Consider the following 18,294-nt stretch of genomic DNA (forward strand, 5'->3'; position numbering starts at 1 on the left):
CATGAGAATTCCAGCCTTTGACTTAACGAGGCAATATAAAAGAATTTCAAACGATCTTCTGCCTCTTTTGGAGCAAGTTCTTTCCAAAGGTCAATTTATCTTAGGTGAAAATGTTCACTTATTGGAACAGGAACTTGCTGATTATTGTAATGTAAAATATGGTTTAGGAGTTGCGTCTGGTACTGATGCTCTTCTTATATCTTTGGAGGCCTTAGGAGTTAAAGAGGGAGATGAGGTTATAACCACACCTTTTACCTTTTTTGCTACTTCTGAAGTTATATCTCTATTGAAGGCAAAGCCAGTTTTTGTAGACATTGATCCTACTACTTATAATATAGATCCAGAAAAGGTAGAAGATGCTATTTCTCCTAAAACTAAAGGCATAATTCCCGTTCACCTTTTTGGACAAATGGCTGAAATGGATGATTTGACTTACCTTGCTGAAAAGTATGACCTTTTTATTGTGGAAGATGCTTGTCAGGCTATAGGAGCAGAGTATAAAGGTAAGAAAGCAGGAAGTATCGGAAATACGGGTTGTTTTAGTTTTTTCCCCACAAAAAATTTAGGAGGCTATGGGGATGGAGGTTTCATAACTACCAATGATGAAAAAATATACGAAAAAATCAAACTTTTAAGGGTGCATGGAAGCTCTAAAAAATATTATCATGACATAATAGGTCATAACAGTAGATTAGATGAGATTCAAGCAGTGATACTAAGAGTAAAGTTAAAATATTTAGACTCTTGGATAGAGAGAAGAAGAGAAATTGCAAAGATTTACTCAGAGAATTTAAAAAATTTTGATATAGTAGTTCCTGAAGAGAGACCTTATTTAAAACATGTATATCATCAGTATGTAATAAGAGTTAAGAAAAGAGATGAACTTCAAAATTATCTCTCCTCTAAAGGAATAGGTACAGCCATATATTATCCACTACCACTTCATTTACAAAAATGTTATGAAGATTTAGGTTATAAAAAAGGTGATTTTCCTGAGGCAGAGAAGGCGAGTGAGGAGGTTCTCGCTTTACCTATGTGGCCAGAGCTTACCGATGAAGAAGTGTATTATGTGATTGAAACTGTAAGGGAATTCTATGATAAGTATGGAGGATAGTTATGGGGTTTATTCTTGTAACAGGTGGAGCTGGTTATATAGGAAGTCATGTGGTTAAAGAACTACTTAGGAGAAATTATAAAGTGGTGGTATTGGACAATCTACACAAAGGTCACAAAAAAGCGGTCTTGACGCCGTATTTTGAGATTGTGGATCTAAAGAAGATGGATTCTCTAAGAGAAGTTTTTGAAAAGTATGATATCGATGCAGTAATGCACTTTGCTGCGCTAAGCACGGTAGCTGAGTCCATGAAAGAGCCTTTCAAATACTACGAAAATAATATTTTAGGTGGCTTAAATTTATTAGAGTTAATGAGAGAGTATAATATAAAATACTTTATTTTTTCTTCCACTGCTGCTGTTTATGGTGAGCCTCAAGTAGTTCCTATACCAGAGGATCATCCCAAAAATCCCACTAATGTGTATGGATCCTCGAAATTGATGTTTGAGGAGATATTAAGTTGGTATGATGAAATATATAAGCTTAGATATGTCTCTTTAAGATATTTTAATGCAGCGGGAGCAGATCTTGAGGGAGAACTTGGAGAAGATCACAGACCTGAAACTCACTTAATTCCTATAGTCTTAAAAACAGCCTTAGGACAGAGGGAATATATAGAGATATATGGAACCGATTATCCAACTCCTGATGGCACATGTATAAGAGATTATATTCATGTAGTGGACTTAGCTGAAGCTCATATTCTTGCTTTAGAAGCCCTATTTGATGGAATGCGTTCAGAAGTTTTTAATTTGGGGAATGAGAGAGGATATTCAGTAAGAGAAGTAATCAATATTGCCGAAAAAGTAGTGGGACAAAAGATTCCTATTAAAGAGGGACAAAGAAGACTTGGAGACCCAGCTATTCTTATTGCAAGTTCTAATAAGATAAAAAAGGTACTTAAGTGGCAACCCAAATTTAATGATTTAGAAATCATGATTTCATCCGCTTGGAATTGGATGAAAAAGCATCCTTTTGGATATTCTGAATAAAATTTGATATAATTGATATCGGAAATGGCAAAAGAAAAGAAGGTTGTGGCAGTTAATAGAAAGGCAAGGCATGATTATTCTATTCTGGATACTTTTGAGGCTGGAATAGTCCTTACAGGTACCGAGGTTAAGTCTCTAAGAAGGGGTAAGGTAAGTTTGCAAGATAGCTATGCGGATGTAAAAAATGGAGAAGTTTGGATTTATAATCTGCATATAAGTCCTTACGAACATGGAAATATTTATAACCATGATCCTAAGAGGCCAAGAAAACTTCTACTTAATAAAGATGAGATCGCATATCTTGTGGGAAAAGTAAGGGAAAGAGGATTGACTTTAATACCACTTTCTATATACTTTAATGAGCGGGGTTGGGCAAAAGTAGAGTTAGGGCTTGCAAAGGGTAAAAAGCTTTATGACAAGAGAAGAGATATAGCAGAAAGAGATGAAAGACGAGAATTAGAGAGACTATATAAGTTAAAGTACTAATGGGGGCGATTGGTTTCGACAGGGAGTACAAGGATCAAAAGCTGCAAGCCGAGGTGCCGTTACCTCGTAAAACAACGGCAAAAAAGAAGTGCCAACACAAATTTAGCATTAGCTGCTTAATTTAGCAGCTACGCTCTTCTAACCCGGGCTGGCAGGGTTAGAAGGGTGTCATAGTAAGCCAGCTGCCCCTTCCGACTCCCCTAAGGAAGGGAAAGAAGTAAGGGGATAGGTGCTTATAGAATCCTGCGGGAGGGAGTCTGTAAGCACCGAAAAGTTAAAACTCCCGCTAAGCTTGTAGAGGCTTTTGATTCTTGCTCTCTGGACGCGGGTTCGACTCCCGCCGCCTCCACCAAAAATTAAATTCGGGCTAAGAAAGGAAGAGCTCTTAGGAAATGTCTTTAAAAAGGTTTTTATTTGTTTTATTTTTTGTTTTTATTTTGTTAGCCAATAACTACATTTTAAGTGATGAGTTATCTTTTCTTGAAGTTGATTATTTAGGAGAAAAGATAAAAATCCTTACTACCCTTAAAGAGATTAATAATGAGATCTATATTCCTTTACCCTTATTTTCCTCAACTTTTGGATATGCTTACAAACAAGTTGCCGACGAAATACATCTTTATGACTCTAACAATGAAATTCTTATAGCAAAAGTAGGAGAGAAAAAGGTAATCTTGCATGGAAGAAACGGGGTTTTAGTTAATCCTATTTTAAAAGAAGGTGATATAGTTTATTTTCCTCTTTCCTCTTTTTATCGACTTATAGGGTATAGAGCATATCTGAAGAATAAGACTCTATATATAGTAAATGAAATATCAAATGTGGATTATTCAAAGGGGATATTAACTATAAACTTTAAAGGGAAGTCCCAGATAAATTTTAATACCTTAAATTTAAGCGCACCTCCACGGTTTGTAATTGATCTCCAGAATGTCGTTTTTATCGATAATAAAGGAGAGATAAATTTAAATGATCCGTATATAAAAAGTATAAGGTATTCTCAATTTAATGTGGCTCCATACGTAGTAAGAGTGGTTGTCGAATTTAAAAACCAAATCATGACACCTGAGATTAAGAAGGATTTAGGAAAATTAATCTTAAAGTTTCCTGTAAAATATGGAGAAAATGATGGACAAGAAATGGTAAGACTTTATGATCTTTCCTGGGAAGAGAATGCTGATACTTTGAATTTTTTTTTGAGGTTTTCTGATAATTTTACTTATACTAAAAACTTTTTACCTAATCCTAATAGGTATTATTATGATATTTCCAACGCAGAATCCTCTCTGACTTATACTAGTATTATTATTCAAAGGGATCCTATTATTTCTGTGAGAATTGGCGAAAGGACAAAGGAGGATTATAGTTTAAGGGTTGTTTTTGAAACATATACCGAATCAGATATAAGTGAGGAAGTATACTCAAATACTCTTAAAATTTCTTTTAAAGTCTCAAAAAAAGGAAATTTAATAAGAGAAAATTCCATAAATTATACAGTTTTTGTTGATCCAGGGCATGGAGGTTCTGATCCTGGTGCTATATATGGAGAGCTAAAAGAAAAAGATATAAATTTGAAAGTTTCTCTTAAACTTGCAGAGAAATTAAAAAACAAAGGTTATATAGTATATCTTCTTAGAGAAAATGACATTACTTTGTCCTTGGATGACAGGGTTAAGTTTATTAATGATAAGATAAATTCCAATAATCTACTTTTGTCCTCTTCTATTTTAATAAGTATACATACAAATGCCGCTTTTTCTCCTGATGTAAGAGGCATAGAGATATGTTATGCTAATGATATATCGGAAAGTTTAGTCAAGACTTTTATAGAAGTTTTTAATTCTAATGATCTTATGGTAAGGAGATCTATCAAAGGAAAATTTTATGTTCTATCCCGTGTCTCTATACCTTCTGTAATTGTTGAAATGGGGTTTATCACTAATGAATTTGATAGAAATTTGTTATTGAACGATGAATATCAAGACAAGTTAATAGATAAAATTATAGAAGTGATAGACAAATATGTAGAAGGAGGTAAAAATGAGTAAAATAGGTATTCTGGATTCTGGTGTAGGTGGGCTTTCGGTTCTTAAAGAAGTTTACCTAAATAATTTAGCCGATGAGGTCTATTTCTTAGGCGATACAAAATACTTTCCTTATGGGATTAAGCCTGTAGAGTTTATTCAAGAAAGAGTTTTTGAGATAGTAAGTTTCTTTAAAAGTCTTGGTGTAGAAGAGGTTATCATAGCTTGTAATACTGCATCGTCAGTAGCTTATGATTTTCTTAAAGATAGATTTAGAGATCTTAAAATACATAGTATTGTCTTAGGAGCTATAGAAGGTGCAAAAAATTATAAGGCTAAAAAGATAGGGGTTTTAGCTACAAGAAGAACTATGGAAAGTAATATCTATCCTAGATTAATTCACGAAAAGATTTCAGACAAAATCGAGGTATATGTTCAATCTTGCAGTGAGGGACCTCTTCTTGAGACTATTGAAAAGGGAATAGTGGAAGGAGAACTTATTGAGAAAGAAATCATGAGGTGTATTGATCCATTAGTAGAGAAAAACATTGAAGGGTTAATTTTAGGATGTACTCATCTTCCTTTTGTAAAAAAAGTTATAAAAGACTTATATCCTAATCTTTTTGTAGTTGATCCTTCCTTAGAGGTAATAAATTTTTTAAGAAGTGATAGTAATTTTAATACAAAGGTAGAGATTTTTGTCACCGGAGAAGCAGAAGAATTTCAAGGGATTCTTAACAAACTCTTAGGTATGGATTGGATTGTCAAAAAAGTAACTTTGGATAGGAGTGATGTAAGTGTTATCAAAGGATAGACTAATTAATACCTTTATAGATTTTGTAAAAATCTCCTCTCTTTCTTTAAGAGAGAAAGAATTTTCTTCTTTTTTGAAAAATAGACTTGAAAATTTAGGCTTAAAAGTTATTGAAGATAACGCTGGAAAAACTTTAGGTGGAAATTCGGGGAACTTATATGCTTATCTTGATGGTGATGGAGAACCAATTTTAATCTCAGCTCATATGGATACAGTATCTCCAGGGGAGAATATAAATCCTCAGATTGCTGGTGATTACATCCTAAGTGATGGAAATACAATTTTAGGAGCTGATGATAAAGCTGCCATATCTGCTATAGTGGAAGCTATTCAAACTATAAAAGAAAAAAAAGAAAGAACTAAAAAGATTGAATTTCTTTTTACTATTGGAGAAGAGATAGGGCTTGTAGGAGCTAAAAACATAGATCCTTCTTTAATAAAGTCAAAGGAGGGTTATGTGTTAGATGGAGAAGGAGATGTGGGTACTTTAATATTAAGAGCACCAACTCATGATAGGTTTTATCTTAACATATATGGTAAAGCTTCCCATGCTGGAACTTCCCCAGAAAAGGGTATAAATGCCATATTATTAGCTTCGGATTTTCTTCTTAACCTTTCTTGGGGTAGGATTGATGATTTTACTACTGCAAATGTAGGAATTATAAAAGGAGGTAGAGCAACTAATATAGTCCCCGATGAAGTGTATCTGGAAGGTGAGTTTAGGAGTCTTGATGAGGATAATCTTTCTTCTCTGTGGAGGAGATTTGAGGATAATCTTATTAAGTTGGTAAAAAAAGGTGCTAGTTATGATTTGAGAAAAGAAACTCTTTATAGAGGATTTAACATTGATGAGAGGGAAAAAGTTGTGAGAAGAATAGTGGATGTTTTAAACCAGATGGAAAAGAAAATTAATTTGACATATACTATGGGGGGAAGTGACGCTAACATTTTGAACTCCTATGGGATAAAGACAGTAAATGTAGGAATTGGAATGGAAAATGCTCATTCTAAGGAAGAGCGCATAAAAATAGAGAATCTTTATGATACTGCAGTATTGATTTATAACCTTATAAGAGGGTGATATATATGGGTGAAAGGACAGTAGTTTTGGGAGTCATTGGAGCAGATGTTCATGCTGTAGGCTTAAGAGTTCTAGATTATGTATTGAGAAATGCGGGTTTTGATGTGGTGAATATTGGGGTTTTATCATCACAAGAGGATTTTATAAAAGCAGCGATTGAATCGGGAGCAAGAGCTATTTTAGTTTCATCTCTTTATGGACATGCAGAACTTGACTGTAAGGGTTTTAAGGAGAAACTAAAGGAAGCAGGACTTGAAGATATAATCCTCTATATAGGTGGAAATTTAGGCGTAGGACAAAAAGATTGGAATGAAGTAGAAAAGAAATTTAAAGATTTAGGTTTTCACAGAGTATATCCTCCTAAAACTTCGCCCGAAGATGTGGTTAGAGACCTAAAAAAGGACTTGGGATTAGAATAGAAAGTCATGAAAGCTCTAATATTTGATATTGGAAGTACTTTTACTAAAGGTGTGGCTTATGATTTAGAGAAAGGAGAGATTATAGGTAAGGCAAAATATCCTTCTACAGTAAGTGAGGATGTAAACATAGGACTAAGTAAAGTAATAGAGGATATAAAGGCTCAAACAGGGTATAGGATAGAAGAATTTGAAATAAAAAGAGCCACTAGTAGTGCTGCAGGAGGCTTAAAGATAATTGCTATTGGACTTGTTCCTGATCTTACTGCAGAGGCTGCTAAAAAAGCTGCTCTTTCTGCTGGAGGAAAGGTATTAAAAGTATATTCTTATGAGCTTACAAGCTTGGATCTTGAGGAAATTTTGTTTTTGAAACCCGATATAATAATACTTTCAGGGGGGACTGATGGCGGAAACCGGTATTATCCTTTGGTAAATGCTCAAAAACTTTCTACTTTACCCTTAAATATTCCCTTTATTTATGCTGGAAATAAGGATTTAAGAGATAGAATAGAGAAAATTTTCAGAGAAAATAATAAAGAGATATATATTACTGAAAATGTAATGCCAGAATATGGAGTTATAAATATTAATGAAGTACAGAAATTAATTAGAGAGATTTTTTTAAGAAATATAATTCATGCAAAAGGTTTGGACAAAGTGAAAAAGATAATTGATGGAGTAGTAATGCCAACACCTCTTGCGGTTTTAAAAGGCTTAGAGGCATTCTCGGAGATGTACGGAGAAAGTATATTGGTGGATGTAGGAGGAGCAACCACTGATGTTTGTTCTGTGGCTGAGGGAGCACCAACTCAGTCGGGAGTTGTGTGGAAAGGTTTGAAAGATCCAATAGTAAAAAGGACCGTTGAAGGGGATCTTGGAGTAAGGGTTTCTGCTGTATCTTTATTGGAAGCGGTTGGTGAAAGAGAATTAGAAAAATTAGCTAATGATTTAAAAATAAATCCAAAGGAAAGGGCATATTTTCTTAGTAAAAATACCAATTTTATACCTGAGAAGGATGAAGATATTTATTTTGATGCAATACTTTCTTATTATGCTGTAAAAATAAGTGTAGAAAGACACGTGGGTCATTTAGAGGTAATTTATACTCCAATGGGAACCTTATATTTTCAGTATGGGAAAGATTTGAGGGGGGTTAAAAAATTGCTTCTTACTGGTGGACCTTTGATTTATAATCCTCACAAAAAAACAATATTGAAAGGAGCTATTTATTCTAAGGATGAGCCTTTTGTTTTAAAGCCTATATCTCCTGAAGTTTTTATTGATAAAGAATATATATTATTTTCTATAGGTGTAATATCTGAGATCAGTAAAGAAAAGGCTAAAAAACTTATTGAGAGATATATGAAGAGAATGGAGGCTTGGGAATGGTCTTAAAAAATAAGAAATGGGATCATAAATATTTCTTGAAGATGAGAGAAGAAGTTCTAAATTCTTGGGAAACAGGAAGGGAGGTAAATTTTGAAGAAGCGGTTTCATATTTAAGCTCATTACCAAGGGAAAAATATGCAGATTATGTTTTGAGAAAAGCAGATGAAAGTAAAAAAACCCTGCTTCAGCCAAGAGCAGGAGTGCCTATATTAAAAGAACATATCCTTCTTTTGCAATACCTCCAAAAAGAGGGTGGGGCAGATATATTACCAACTACTATTGATAGCTATACAAGACAAAATAGATACCGAGAGGCACAATTAGGTATTGAAGAGAGTTTAAGAGAGGGAAGATCTTTACTCAATGGATTTCCTGCAGTAAATTATGGTGTTAGGGCTTGTAGAGAAATAATAGAAAGTGTTGATGTACCAGTAGAGGTGAGACATGGAACTCCTGATGCAAGATTGCTTGCAGAAATAACTCTTGCAGCTGGATTTACCTCCTTTGAAGGAGGGGGCATTACCTATAACATTCCTTACGCTAAAGATGTTTCTCTGGAAAACTCAATTCTCTATTGGCAATATGTGGATTACCTTGTTGGACTCTATGCTGAAAATGGAGTAATAATAAATCGAGAGTCTTTTGGTCCTTTGACGGGTACCCTTGTTCCTCCATCTATCTCTATAAGTATTGGAATTATAGAAGCTCTACTTGCTGCTGAGCAGGGAGTAAAGAGTTTTAGTGTGGGATATGGGCAATGTGGGAATATTATTCAAGATACCGCTTCTATTAATGTTCTCTATAGGTTAACAAAGGAGTATTTGGCAAGTTTCGGATATTATGATGTACATGTTACCACTGTTTTGCATCATTTTATGGGTGGGTTTCCAGAGGATGAGGCAAGGGCTTATGCGGTAATAAGCTTAGGTACAGTTCCAGCGGTATTATCTAAAGCTACGAAAGTAATAGTGAAAACACCTCAAGAAGCAATTGGTATTCCGTCTAAGGAGGCTAATGCTGCAGCTTTAAGAAACACAAGACAAGTTCTTCAAATGTTAGACTCGCAGGATTTTATTGATAAGAATAAACTTCAAGAAGAGGAATACATCATTGAAAGAGAAGTGAGAAGCATTTTAAATAGTGTGTATTCTATTGGTGAAGGAGATCTTGTGTTAGGTACTGTAAGGGCTTTTTCTTCTGGTTTGCTTGATGTTCCTTTTGCTCCAAGTAGGTTTACTCTGGGAAGAGTTATGCCTATAAGAGATAATGAGGGTGCTATAAGATTTTTTGATTTTGGAAATTTGCCCTTTGATGAAGAAATTAAAGATTTTCATAGAAAGAAGATTGAAGAGAGAGCAAAGTATGAGAAGAGAGAAATTAGTTTTCAAATGGTATTAGATGACATATATGCTATAAGTAAAGGTAGATTAGTGGGAAGACCTAAGTAGGTTAAGGAGATTTATTATGATAAAAGATGCTTTATATTCCATTGGGCTTTCAGGTTTTTATTTTGATGATCAGAGGGCTATTAAAGCAGGAGCAAAAGAAGATGGCTTTGCTTATAGGGGAGTTCCTTTAACCTCAGGCTATGAATCTGTAAGACAGAAAGGAGAAAGTATATCGGTAATCTTAATTCTTGATGATGATCAGATAGCCTTTGGGGATTGTGCTGCTATTCAATACTCGGGAGCAGGAGGGAGAGAACCGTTATTTAAAGCAAAAGAATTGGTTAAAGATTTAGAGAATGTAGTATTTCCCTTTCTTTTCCAGGAGAAATGGGAAAGTTTTAGATTCATATGTCAGAAGTTAGAAACCTTGAGTATCAATGGTAGGAAACTTCATACTGCTTTGAGGTATGGAGTTTCTCAAGCTATTCTTGATGCTTTTTCAAAATATTATAAAAAGACCATGACTGAAATTATTCGGGATGAGTATTTGCTAAATTTTGACATTAAAAAGATTCCAATTTTTGCTCAATCAGGAGATGAAAGATATATTAATGTGGATAAAATGATTCTTAAGAGAGTAGATGTTTTACCTCATGCTCTCATCAATAATGTAGAGACAAAGTTAGGATGGCGTGGAGAAAAGTTAATAGAGTATTTGGGATGGTTGAAAGAGAGAGTAAAAATACTTGGAGACGAGAATTATCATCCTATATTTCATATAGACGTTTACGGAACCATTGGAATTGCTTTTCAGTATAATATAGATGAGATAGTAGAATATATGGAAAAACTTGAGAAGATTTGTTATCCATATAAGTTGAGAATTGAAGGGCCTGTAGACATGGAGAGTAAAGAGTTACAAATAGATTTCTTGAGCAAAATAAAGAGAAAACTCAAAGAAAGAGGTATAAATGTGGATATTGTAGCAGATGAATGGTGTAATAGCTTAGATGATATCAAGGATTTTATTAAAGCTGAAGCAGTGGATATGATCCAGATAAAGACTCCTGTTTTAGGTAGTATTCACAATTCTATTGAGGCTGTGCTTTATTGCAGAGAAAACAATATAGGAGCCTATTTAGGTGGTAGTTGTAATGAAACTGATAGGTCGGCTCAGGTTTCCGTCCACATTGCATTGGCAACTCAGGCGGATCAAATTTTGGCAAAACCAGGAATGGGCGTAGATGAAGGACTGATGATAGTTTATAACGAAATGATGAGGACTTTAAAAATATTAAAAAAGAAAGGATTGAATGTTATAGATGCTTAAGATTTTCTCTCCTACTGCTATTTTAGGATATGGTTTTCCTGAAAAAACTTATTACAATGCCCTCTCAGAGAAGCCAGACATTATTGCTGTAGATGCAGGTTCGACAGATCCTGGACCTTATTACTTAGGTAAAGGTATTTCTTTTGTTGATAGGAACGCTACTAAGAGGGATCTATATTATTTAATAAAAATGGCTTTAAAGTTTGACATACCAATATTAGTCGGAAGTTCAGGAGGATGTGGTACAAAATCTTCTTTAGATTGGACTTTTGATATAGTTAAGGAGATTTTAGGGACAGAAAATATCAAGGCAAAGGTTGCCAAAATTTATAGTGATATTGATAAAGAGATAGTTAGAAAAGCTATTTTAGGGGATAAAATTAAAGAACTTGATGGGTCTTCGAAATTAACTGTAGAAGATCTTCAAAATGTAAATAATATTGTGGCTCAAATAGGTATATCGCCCTTTATTGAGGCTTATAAAAAGGGAGTAAATATAATTTTAGCAGGAAGAAGTTATGATCCAGCCCCGTTCTCTGCAATTCCAATTTATAAAGGATATCCTAAAGGGCTTTCCTACCATTTAGGAAAAATTCTTGAATGTGGGGCAATTGCAGCTGAACCTGGTAGTGGAAGAGATGGGCTCATGGGATTAATTTTTGAGGATCGTTTTGAGGTTTATCCCCTTAACGAAGATAGAAAATGTACTGTTATTTCTGTGGCTGCTCATACTCTATATGAGAAAAGTGATCCCTATCATCTTATTGGTCCCGATGGGGTTATTGATCTTACCAAGTCGGTTTTTATACAAAAAGATGAGAGAACTGTTTCGGTTATGGGTTCAGAGTTTATAGAATCTAAGGATAAGTGGATTAAGATAGAGGGAGCCAAATATCTTGGTATAAGAGGGATCTGTATAGCTGGAATTAGAGATCCTATCATGATTTCTCAAATAGATGAAATATTAGAAAAGCAGAAAATTCTTTTAAGGGAGAATTTTAAAGATTTAAATAAGTATGAAATATTTTTCCATGTATATGGGAAAAATGGAGTTATGGGAAGTTGGGAGAAGGAAAAGAATCTTTCCCACGAACTTTGTATTGTTATTGAGGTGATAGGTGAGAATCAAGATCATGTAAAGACAATACTTGGATTTTTAAGATCTTCGCTTCTTCATTATGGTTATAAAAACCGTATTTCCACAGCTGGAAACCTTGCTTTTCCATTCTCTCCCTCCGAAGTTATCTGGGGAGAGGTTTTTGAATTTAAGATTTACCATCTTATAAAACTTGAAGATTACGAATTTCCAATAGAGGTTGTAGAGGTTTAGCCTATGAGGCATAAATTAATTGATTTGGCAAAAGTAATACGTACTAAAAATAGTGGTCCCTTCATTCTTACCATAGACATTATTTTTAAAGATTCTTATGTGTATAAGAGATTAAAAGAAATAGATTATTTTTCTAAAGTTTGGTGGGCTCAGGTTTATGGGATAAATTTAGATGATGTTATTTCTGTAATTTATTTTGATCCTGTAAGTGCTGTTAAGGCTAATATAAAAAGGAGGGTTCCATCGGGAAGTCCTGGGGATACTGATGTTTATGGAGCCCAACAACATGCTCCTCTTCTTGAGGTGGAGATAGATGTTTAGAGTCATTAATCAGGAGGAAATTTATAAGAAGTTGGTAGATTTGATAGAAAAAGTAAATTTTTCTTTACCTGAGGACGTAGAAAAAGCTTTGCTAGAATCAAGAAAAAAAGAAGAAGATAAAAATGCTCAAATTGTTCTTGATATTCTTATAGAAAACGCAAAAATTGCTAAAGAAAAAAAGATTCCTGTATGTCAAGATTGTGGAATGGTGGTGGCTTTTGTAGAGATTGGTAGAAATTTATGTATTAATGGGAATATAGAGAATGCTATAAATGATGCAGTAAGAACAGTTTATGTAAATGATTTTCTCAGAAAGTCTGTAGTTAGGGATCCTTTAAGGAGAATTAATACAGAGGACAATACTCCTGCAGTTATTCACTATGATGTGGTTGATGGAGATAAGTTGAGAATAAATATACTGATAAAGGGCTTTGGAAGTGAAAATGCGAGTGTGGTAAAAAATTTACTTCCTACTGTATCAAGAGAGGAGTTAATTAATGAGATTATAGAGCATATAAAATTTTTCGGGCCTAACGCATGTCCTCCATTAATTGTGGGTATAGGTATAGGAGGTACTTTAGAGAAGGCTGCAATTTTATCTAAGAAAGCATTATTGAGGCCTATAGGTAAACATAATGATGATCCTTTTTGGGCATCTTTGGAAGATGAACTTTTGGAGAAGATAAATAATCTCAATATAGGCCCTGGAGGGCTTGGGGGAAAAACTACAGCTTTAGCGGTAAATATAGAGAGTTATCCTGTTCATATTGCAGGATTTACTCTTGCAATAAATCTCCAATGCTGTGCGGTAAGGCATGGGTGGGTTGAGATATGAAAAGGATCTATATTCCTGATGATATTGAAAAATTGGAGAGGTTTGAGGTAGGGGAATGGATACTTTTAAATGGGGTGTTGTATTCTGCAAGAGACCAAGCTTGTAAAAAATTAGTAGATATGATAGATAAAGGAGTTGAACTACCTTTTAATTTAAAGGATATTATTATCTATCATATGGGACCTTCTCCTGCACCACCCGGTAGAGTGGTAGGTTCTGCAGGACCTACTACAAGCAAAAGGATGGATCCTTTTGTGGCAGAGCTCATGAGGAATGGAGTAAAGGGATTTATTGGAAAGGGAATGCGAGGTAAAGAAGTAATTGAAGCAATAAAAAAATATAAAGGTTTTTATCTCGTAACAGTAGGAGGAGCGGGAGCGTATCTTGGAGATAGAATTAAGAATATGGAAATTTTGGCTTTTCCTGAACTTGGTCCTGAAGCCATTTATTATTTAGAGGTTTTTGATTTTCCTGCCATGATGGCTATTGACTCTAAAGGAAACTCCTTCTGGAAGATATAATGATACATCCAAAAGTTCTATTAAGGGAGGCCATTTATTATGCTCCACGAGGGGAAGCAAGACTTCAGCTTCTTGGATCTATTATTGCTCAAAATTTCCTATCTCACGAAGATAAACTCATAGGACTAATAGGGGATTCTGGTTCAGGGAAATCCTTATTAATAAGAGGGATGTTTCCAGGACTTAATCTAACTAACGATGATGAAGGAGTATATAGAAGGCCCTTACCTCTTATTGAAGATTATGAGAGAGGAAGATTTTACGAATATATATACCATCTTGATGTAAGATTTGAGCTAGCTTTTTATCCTATATATCTTATAGCAGAAGCTATTTTAAAGGCTTTAGAAGAAGATAGAAAAATTGTTTGTGAACATTTTGAGCTGATCTACTCTTATATTAAGAGGAATGCAGACCTACTCATAGGAGTAGGTGAAGAAGTTATTGTAGCAAGACCTAATATTTTTGGGCCTTTGCCAGAAGAAATTGTAGCCATTGTTTTTCCCTCTCTAAGTTATAGATTGCAGGCTCATACAGCTGAGGATCTGACAGGAATGATTTTGGAGGATCATGGTTATTTACGATATATTGAAGGACACAGTGATGTGAAACATGGATTTGTTATAAGATTGAAAGAGAAACTTCAAGTAGATATTTCAGATTTAGAAAGAGAGGTTAAAAATTATATTGAAAAGGGTGTAGAAGTATCTTATTTAGATAGACAACACATAAAGATAGGTGAGCGTATTATACCCTGTACAGGACCAAGACTTCATGTGAAAAATACGAGAGATATAAAAGAGTTCTATTTATATCCCGATTTCATTTTTGACAAAGAAGAAGAGGATTATTTGCTTGTTGGATTTGTCGATAAGGTGGAATATGATAAAATAGTTAATAAACTTAAAGAAAGAGGAAGATAGATATGGTAAGGATTGATAAAAGATCAAATACGGATTTAAGACCTGTGAAAATAACAAGAAAATATTTAAAGTATCCCTTGGGGTCGGTTTTAATTGAGATGGGAGAAACAAAAGTTATATGCACTGTTTCCATGGAAGAAAAAGTTCCCCCTTTTCTTAAGGGTACAAATCAGGGATGGTTGACTGCTGAATATGGGATGCTTCCAGGTTCTACTCCAGAAAGAAAGGTGAGAGACGTAGTAAAAGGTGCGATAAATGGGAGATCTCAAGAAATTCAAAGGCTTATAGGGAGATCTCTAAGGGCAGTAGTTGATTTTAGCAAGCTTGGGGAAAGAACTATCTGGATTGATGCAGATGTTATTCAGGCAGATGGTGGTACAAGGACCGCTGCTATAACTGGGGCTTTTGTGGCTCTTTATGATGCTTTAGAAAAGTTGAAGAGGGAGGGAATCATAAAAGAGATACCTATAAGAGAATTTGTTGCTGCTGTAAGTGTGGGAATCGTAGATGGAGAAATTCTTCTTGATCTCTCTGCTAATGAGGACATGAGGGCCGAAGTGGATATGAATGTGGTTATGACAGAAAGTGGTAAATTTGTGGAAATTCAAGGAACTGCTGAGAAAACTCCTTTTACCCATGAACAGTTGCAACATATGCTTAACCTTGCTAAGCAGGGTATTATGAGATTAATTGAAATTCAAAAGAAAACTCTTGGGTTACTTTAGATGGATAAGTTTATTATATTGGCGACAAAAAACGAAGGTAAAATAAGAGAAATATTGGATATTCTCTCAGAGTATAGAAGTTGGATAAAAACTTTGAAAGATTTAAATCTTGACATAGAACTTCCTGAAGAGTTAGGTGAAAGTTATGAAGAAAATGCTTTTATCAAAGCAAGGTATATTGCTGAACTTACAGGTTATCCTGTTATTGCAGAAGATTCGGGTCTTGAAATTGATGCTTTAAAAGGAGAATTAGGCATTCATTCTGCAAGGTTTGGAGGAAGTGTGGGATATAAGGAAAAGATAAGATTGGTTTTGGAGAAGATGAAAGATATTCCATGGGAAGATAGAAAAGCAAGATTTGTATGTAAGGCAGTGTTTTATGATGAAAAAGAAGACATAAAAATTATTACAGGTGGGAAAGTTGAGGGGTATATTGCTTATGAGCCGAGAGGAGAAAGGGGTTTTGGTTATGATCCTATTTTTTATTTTCCCCCATTGGGTAAGACCTTTGGGGAAATAAACGAGTTTGAGAAAAACAAATATAGCCATAGATTTATGGCTTTTAATAAGTTAAAATTATTTTTAGAATGTTTTTATAAAGGGGGTAAGCTATGAAAGAGATAATTTCGACCTCAAAAGCTCCTTCTGCTATTGGTCCTTACTCTCAAGGAATAAAGGTAGGGAATATGGTATTTATCTCGGGACAAATTCCAATTGATCCAGATACGGGAAATGTGGTAGAGGGAGGAATAAAGGAACAAACCAAAAGAGTTTTAGAGAATGTAAAAGCTATATTGGAATCCATAGGTGGAAGTTTAAATAATGTAGTAAAGACTACAGTATTTATGGTAGATTTGGAAGAGTTTTCTGAGATGAATGAGGTATATAAAGAATATTTTCCTAACAATCCTCCTGCAAGATCAACTATACAGGTTTCTGCTCTTCCCAAAAATGTAAAAATTGAAATTGAAGCAATAGCGGTCTTTTAAATTTTTATTTAAGAGGAGAAAGATGTATGATTCCTCTGCGAGATGATATACCGTCTCGAAGGTATCCTATAGTTAATATGACTCTTATCTTCTTGAATATTTTTGTTTTTTTATGGGAGATGTTATTACCTCAAGGGGTCTTAGAAAGTATAATATTTAAATATGGGGTAGTCCCATATAGGTTTTTCAGTTTAAATTTACTTCCTCATGGGATTTTAACCCTTTTTACTTCTATGTTTTTACACGGTGGATGGTCTCACATCATTGGTAACATGCTTTATTTGTATATATTTGGTGACAATGTAGAGGATGCTATGGGGCATTTTAGATATCTTGTTTTTTATCTTCTTTCTGGAATTCTTGCTGGGTTGACTCAAATCTTCTTTAGTACTAACCCTTATATGCCTGCTATAGGAGCGAGCGGAGCGATTGCAGGTGTTTTAGGAGCATATATGAGATACTTTCCCTTAGCGAAGGTTCTAACTATGACTTTTTTTGTATTTTTTATAGATTTTATTTATATCCCTGCTTTTTTATATATAGGTCTTTGGTTTATAATGCAAATTTCATCAGGGATATTCTCTCTTTTAATTAATATTAGTGGTGGAATAGCTTGGTGGGCACATATTGGGGGGTTTGTTTTTGGTTTCATCTTAGCAAAGCATTTTAGGAGAAGAAGATATTGGGTTTATTACTACTAAGGGAGGTGACTTTTTATGAACTTTTGGGATATTTTTTGGATCATATTTATTTTGAGTAGTATTTCTCCCATAGTAAGGCAGAGAGTTATAGAAGCAGAGAGATTTAGATTAATTCAGACCCTGGAGAGAAAGAGAGGTTCTAGGGTTATTACTCTTATTCATAGGCAAGAAACTATGAATCTTTTTGGTATCCCAATAGCAAGGTATATTAACATTGAAGATTCAGAAGAGATTTTGAGAGCTATAAGACTTACTCCTGAGGATATGCCTATTGATTTAATTCTCCATACTCCTGGTGGGTTAGTATTAGCAGCTGAGCAGATAGCTCATGCATTAAAAAATCACAAAGGAAAGGTTACGGTCTTTGTACCTCATTATGCTATGTCAGGAGGAACTTTTATAGCTCTTGCTGCAGACGAAATTATAATGGATGAGAATGCAGTACTTGGTCCTGTGGATCCTCAACTTGGAGAATATCCTGCTGCTTCTATCTTAAATGCTATTAATAGAAAGGGGGCAGATAAAGTCGAAGATAAAACCCTTATTCTGGGAGATGTGGCAGAAAAAGCAATTAGACAGGTAAAAGAATCAGTTTTTGAGCTTTTAAAAGATAAAATGCCTGAAGAGAAAGCAAAGGAGATTGCAGAAATTCTTTCCACAGGTACCTGGACTCATGATTATCCTATAACGGTCGAAGAGGCACAGAAATTAGGTCTTCCTGTAAAAGTTGGATTACCAAAAGAAATTTATGCTCTCATGAATTTATATCCTCAATCTCCTGGTTCAAGACCTTCTGTACAGTACATACCTGTGCCTTATCAGCCTTATAAAGGTGGTGCAAATAATAAAAAATCATAAGTCTGTAATTTAATTTATAACTATTATTAATTACTATTGACACTTATTAAAGCTAAG

20 protein-coding genes and 1 other RNA gene are annotated in these 18,294 nt (G+C 34.5%); all 21 read left to right on the top strand.

Features of this window, described 5'->3' with window-relative positions; all coding sequences use genetic code 11:
• Window position 1: 1 nt before the first annotated feature.
• The 21 genes from ACP5QL_RS07080 (at window position 2) to ACP5QL_RS07180 (ending at window position 18,237) form a co-directional block, all read left to right on the top strand.
• Window positions 2–1,114, top strand: coding sequence for a DegT/DnrJ/EryC1/StrS family aminotransferase (locus ACP5QL_RS07080; protein ID WP_012583708.1), 1,113 nt, complete (start codon window positions 2–4; stop codon window positions 1,112–1,114).
• A 2-nt stretch (window positions 1,115–1,116) separates the two neighbouring features.
• Entirely contained in the window at window positions 1,117–2,106 is a 990-nt protein-coding gene (gene galE, locus ACP5QL_RS07085; protein ID WP_012583707.1) for a UDP-glucose 4-epimerase GalE, read from the top strand.
• A gap of 24 nt (window positions 2,107–2,130) precedes the next feature.
• Entirely contained in the window at window positions 2,131–2,592 is a 462-nt protein-coding gene (smpB, locus tag ACP5QL_RS07090) for an SsrA-binding protein SmpB (protein WP_428126418.1), read from the top strand.
• A 1-nt stretch (window position 2,593) separates the two neighbouring features.
• Window positions 2,594–2,944, top strand: a transfer-messenger RNA (tmRNA) gene (gene ssrA, locus ACP5QL_RS07095).
• A gap of 40 nt (window positions 2,945–2,984) precedes the next feature.
• Complete coding sequence (locus ACP5QL_RS07100; RefSeq protein WP_012583705.1) at window positions 2,985–4,640, top strand: N-acetylmuramoyl-L-alanine amidase; 1,656 nt, start codon at window positions 2,985–2,987, stop codon at window positions 4,638–4,640.
• Window positions 4,633–5,430, top strand: a complete 798-nt coding sequence (gene murI, locus ACP5QL_RS07105) for a glutamate racemase (RefSeq protein ID WP_012583704.1) — start codon at window positions 4,633–4,635, stop codon at window positions 5,428–5,430. Before ACP5QL_RS07100 ends, murI begins: the two co-directional genes overlap by 8 nt.
• Window positions 5,414–6,511, top strand: a complete 1,098-nt coding sequence (locus ACP5QL_RS07110) for a tripeptidase T (protein WP_012583703.1) — start codon at window positions 5,414–5,416, stop codon at window positions 6,509–6,511. The genes murI and ACP5QL_RS07110 overlap by 17 nt, the downstream gene beginning before the upstream one ends.
• A 5-nt stretch (window positions 6,512–6,516) precedes the next feature.
• Entirely contained in the window at window positions 6,517–6,930 is a 414-nt protein-coding gene (gene glmS, locus ACP5QL_RS07115) for a methylaspartate mutase subunit S (RefSeq protein ID WP_012583702.1), read from the top strand.
• 6 nt (window positions 6,931–6,936) lie between these two features.
• Window positions 6,937–8,322, top strand: coding sequence for a methylaspartate mutase accessory protein GlmL (glmL, locus tag ACP5QL_RS07120; RefSeq protein WP_272995156.1), 1,386 nt, complete (start codon window positions 6,937–6,939; stop codon window positions 8,320–8,322).
• The gene (locus tag ACP5QL_RS07125; protein ID WP_424662371.1) at window positions 8,313–9,764 is read left to right on the top strand and encodes a methylaspartate mutase subunit E; all 1,452 of its coding nucleotides are present in this window, start codon (window positions 8,313–8,315) and stop codon (window positions 9,762–9,764) included. Before glmL ends, ACP5QL_RS07125 begins: the two co-directional genes overlap by 10 nt.
• A 16-nt stretch (window positions 9,765–9,780) precedes the next feature.
• A complete protein-coding gene (locus ACP5QL_RS07130) occupies window positions 9,781–11,034 on the top strand; it encodes a methylaspartate ammonia-lyase (RefSeq protein ID WP_428126428.1) in 1,254 nt (417 codons plus the stop codon).
• Window positions 11,027–12,364: an acyclic terpene utilization AtuA family protein gene (locus ACP5QL_RS07135; protein ID WP_424662370.1), complete on the top strand. Its 1,338-nt coding sequence runs from the start codon at window positions 11,027–11,029 to the stop codon at window positions 12,362–12,364. The genes ACP5QL_RS07130 and ACP5QL_RS07135 overlap by 8 nt, the downstream gene beginning before the upstream one ends.
• 3 nt (window positions 12,365–12,367) lie before the next feature.
• Entirely contained in the window at window positions 12,368–12,685 is a 318-nt protein-coding gene (locus ACP5QL_RS07140; protein WP_012583697.1) for a DUF4387 domain-containing protein, read from the top strand.
• Complete coding sequence (locus ACP5QL_RS07145) at window positions 12,678–13,520, top strand: fumarate hydratase (protein ID WP_428126433.1); 843 nt, start codon at window positions 12,678–12,680, stop codon at window positions 13,518–13,520. Before ACP5QL_RS07140 ends, ACP5QL_RS07145 begins: the two co-directional genes overlap by 8 nt.
• Window positions 13,517–14,041, top strand: a complete 525-nt coding sequence (locus tag ACP5QL_RS07150) for a FumA C-terminus/TtdB family hydratase beta subunit (protein WP_012583695.1) — start codon at window positions 13,517–13,519, stop codon at window positions 14,039–14,041. Before ACP5QL_RS07145 ends, ACP5QL_RS07150 begins: the two co-directional genes overlap by 4 nt.
• Window positions 14,041–14,964, top strand: coding sequence for an alanine-tRNA synthetase second additional domain-containing protein (locus ACP5QL_RS07155; RefSeq protein WP_424662369.1), 924 nt, complete (start codon window positions 14,041–14,043; stop codon window positions 14,962–14,964). The genes ACP5QL_RS07150 and ACP5QL_RS07155 overlap by 1 nt, the downstream gene beginning before the upstream one ends.
• Window positions 14,965–14,966: 2 nt before the next feature.
• Complete coding sequence (gene rph / locus ACP5QL_RS07160) at window positions 14,967–15,689, top strand: ribonuclease PH (protein ID WP_012583693.1); 723 nt, start codon at window positions 14,967–14,969, stop codon at window positions 15,687–15,689.
• On the top strand, window positions 15,690–16,304 hold the full coding sequence (gene rdgB / locus ACP5QL_RS07165) for an RdgB/HAM1 family non-canonical purine NTP pyrophosphatase (protein ID WP_012583692.1): 615 nt from the start codon (window positions 15,690–15,692) through the stop codon (window positions 16,302–16,304).
• Window positions 16,301–16,678: a RidA family protein gene (locus tag ACP5QL_RS07170; RefSeq protein ID WP_012583691.1), complete on the top strand. Its 378-nt coding sequence runs from the start codon at window positions 16,301–16,303 to the stop codon at window positions 16,676–16,678. Before rdgB ends, ACP5QL_RS07170 begins: the two co-directional genes overlap by 4 nt.
• 26 nt (window positions 16,679–16,704) lie before the next feature.
• Window positions 16,705–17,379 (top strand): rhomboid family intramembrane serine protease, encoded by a 675-nt coding sequence (locus ACP5QL_RS07175; RefSeq protein ID WP_272995146.1) that lies wholly within the window; start codon window positions 16,705–16,707, stop codon window positions 17,377–17,379.
• Between the two features lie 15 nt (window positions 17,380–17,394).
• The gene (locus tag ACP5QL_RS07180; protein ID WP_012583689.1) at window positions 17,395–18,237 is read left to right on the top strand and encodes an SDH family Clp fold serine proteinase; all 843 of its coding nucleotides are present in this window, start codon (window positions 17,395–17,397) and stop codon (window positions 18,235–18,237) included.
• Window positions 18,238–18,294: the final 57 nt, after the last annotated feature.

Source organism: Dictyoglomus sp. (assembly GCF_049968615.1).
Classification (GTDB): domain Bacteria; phylum Dictyoglomota; class Dictyoglomia; order Dictyoglomales; family Dictyoglomaceae; genus Dictyoglomus; species Dictyoglomus turgidum.

What these genes read in the sequence shown, in the direction of transcription:
- ACP5QL_RS07135 (WP_424662370.1), top strand. Translation starts at nt 11,027, where the DNA reads ATGCTTAAGATTTTCTCTCCTACTGCTATTTTAGGATATGGTTTTCCT.
- murI (WP_012583704.1), top strand. Translation starts at nt 4,633, where the DNA reads ATGAGTAAAATAGGTATTCTGGATTCTGGTGTAGGTGGGCTTTCGGTT.
- ACP5QL_RS07140 (WP_012583697.1), top strand. Translation starts at nt 12,368, where the DNA reads ATGAGGCATAAATTAATTGATTTGGCAAAAGTAATACGTACTAAAAAT.
- glmL (WP_272995156.1), top strand. Translation starts at nt 6,937, where the DNA reads ATGAAAGCTCTAATATTTGATATTGGAAGTACTTTTACTAAAGGTGTG.
- ACP5QL_RS07170 (WP_012583691.1), top strand. Translation starts at nt 16,301, where the DNA reads ATGAAAGAGATAATTTCGACCTCAAAAGCTCCTTCTGCTATTGGTCCT.
- ACP5QL_RS07130 (WP_428126428.1), top strand. Translation starts at nt 9,781, where the DNA reads ATGATAAAAGATGCTTTATATTCCATTGGGCTTTCAGGTTTTTATTTT.
- glmS (WP_012583702.1), top strand. Translation starts at nt 6,517, where the DNA reads ATGGGTGAAAGGACAGTAGTTTTGGGAGTCATTGGAGCAGATGTTCAT.
- smpB (WP_428126418.1), top strand. Translation starts at nt 2,131, where the DNA reads ATGGCAAAAGAAAAGAAGGTTGTGGCAGTTAATAGAAAGGCAAGGCAT.
- ACP5QL_RS07125 (WP_424662371.1), top strand. Translation starts at nt 8,313, where the DNA reads ATGGTCTTAAAAAATAAGAAATGGGATCATAAATATTTCTTGAAGATG.
- ACP5QL_RS07150 (WP_012583695.1), top strand. Translation starts at nt 13,517, where the DNA reads ATGAAAAGGATCTATATTCCTGATGATATTGAAAAATTGGAGAGGTTT.
- rdgB (WP_012583692.1), top strand. Translation starts at nt 15,690, where the DNA reads ATGGATAAGTTTATTATATTGGCGACAAAAAACGAAGGTAAAATAAGA.
- galE (WP_012583707.1), top strand. Translation starts at nt 1,117, where the DNA reads ATGGGGTTTATTCTTGTAACAGGTGGAGCTGGTTATATAGGAAGTCAT.
- ACP5QL_RS07145 (WP_428126433.1), top strand. Translation starts at nt 12,678, where the DNA reads ATGTTTAGAGTCATTAATCAGGAGGAAATTTATAAGAAGTTGGTAGAT.
- ACP5QL_RS07180 (WP_012583689.1), top strand. Translation starts at nt 17,395, where the DNA reads ATGAACTTTTGGGATATTTTTTGGATCATATTTATTTTGAGTAGTATT.
- ACP5QL_RS07100 (WP_012583705.1), top strand. Translation starts at nt 2,985, where the DNA reads ATGTCTTTAAAAAGGTTTTTATTTGTTTTATTTTTTGTTTTTATTTTG.
- ACP5QL_RS07155 (WP_424662369.1), top strand. Translation starts at nt 14,041, where the DNA reads ATGATACATCCAAAAGTTCTATTAAGGGAGGCCATTTATTATGCTCCA.
- ACP5QL_RS07175 (WP_272995146.1), top strand. Translation starts at nt 16,705, where the DNA reads ATGATTCCTCTGCGAGATGATATACCGTCTCGAAGGTATCCTATAGTT.
- ACP5QL_RS07080 (WP_012583708.1), top strand. Translation starts at nt 2, where the DNA reads ATGAGAATTCCAGCCTTTGACTTAACGAGGCAATATAAAAGAATTTCA.
- rph (WP_012583693.1), top strand. Translation starts at nt 14,967, where the DNA reads ATGGTAAGGATTGATAAAAGATCAAATACGGATTTAAGACCTGTGAAA.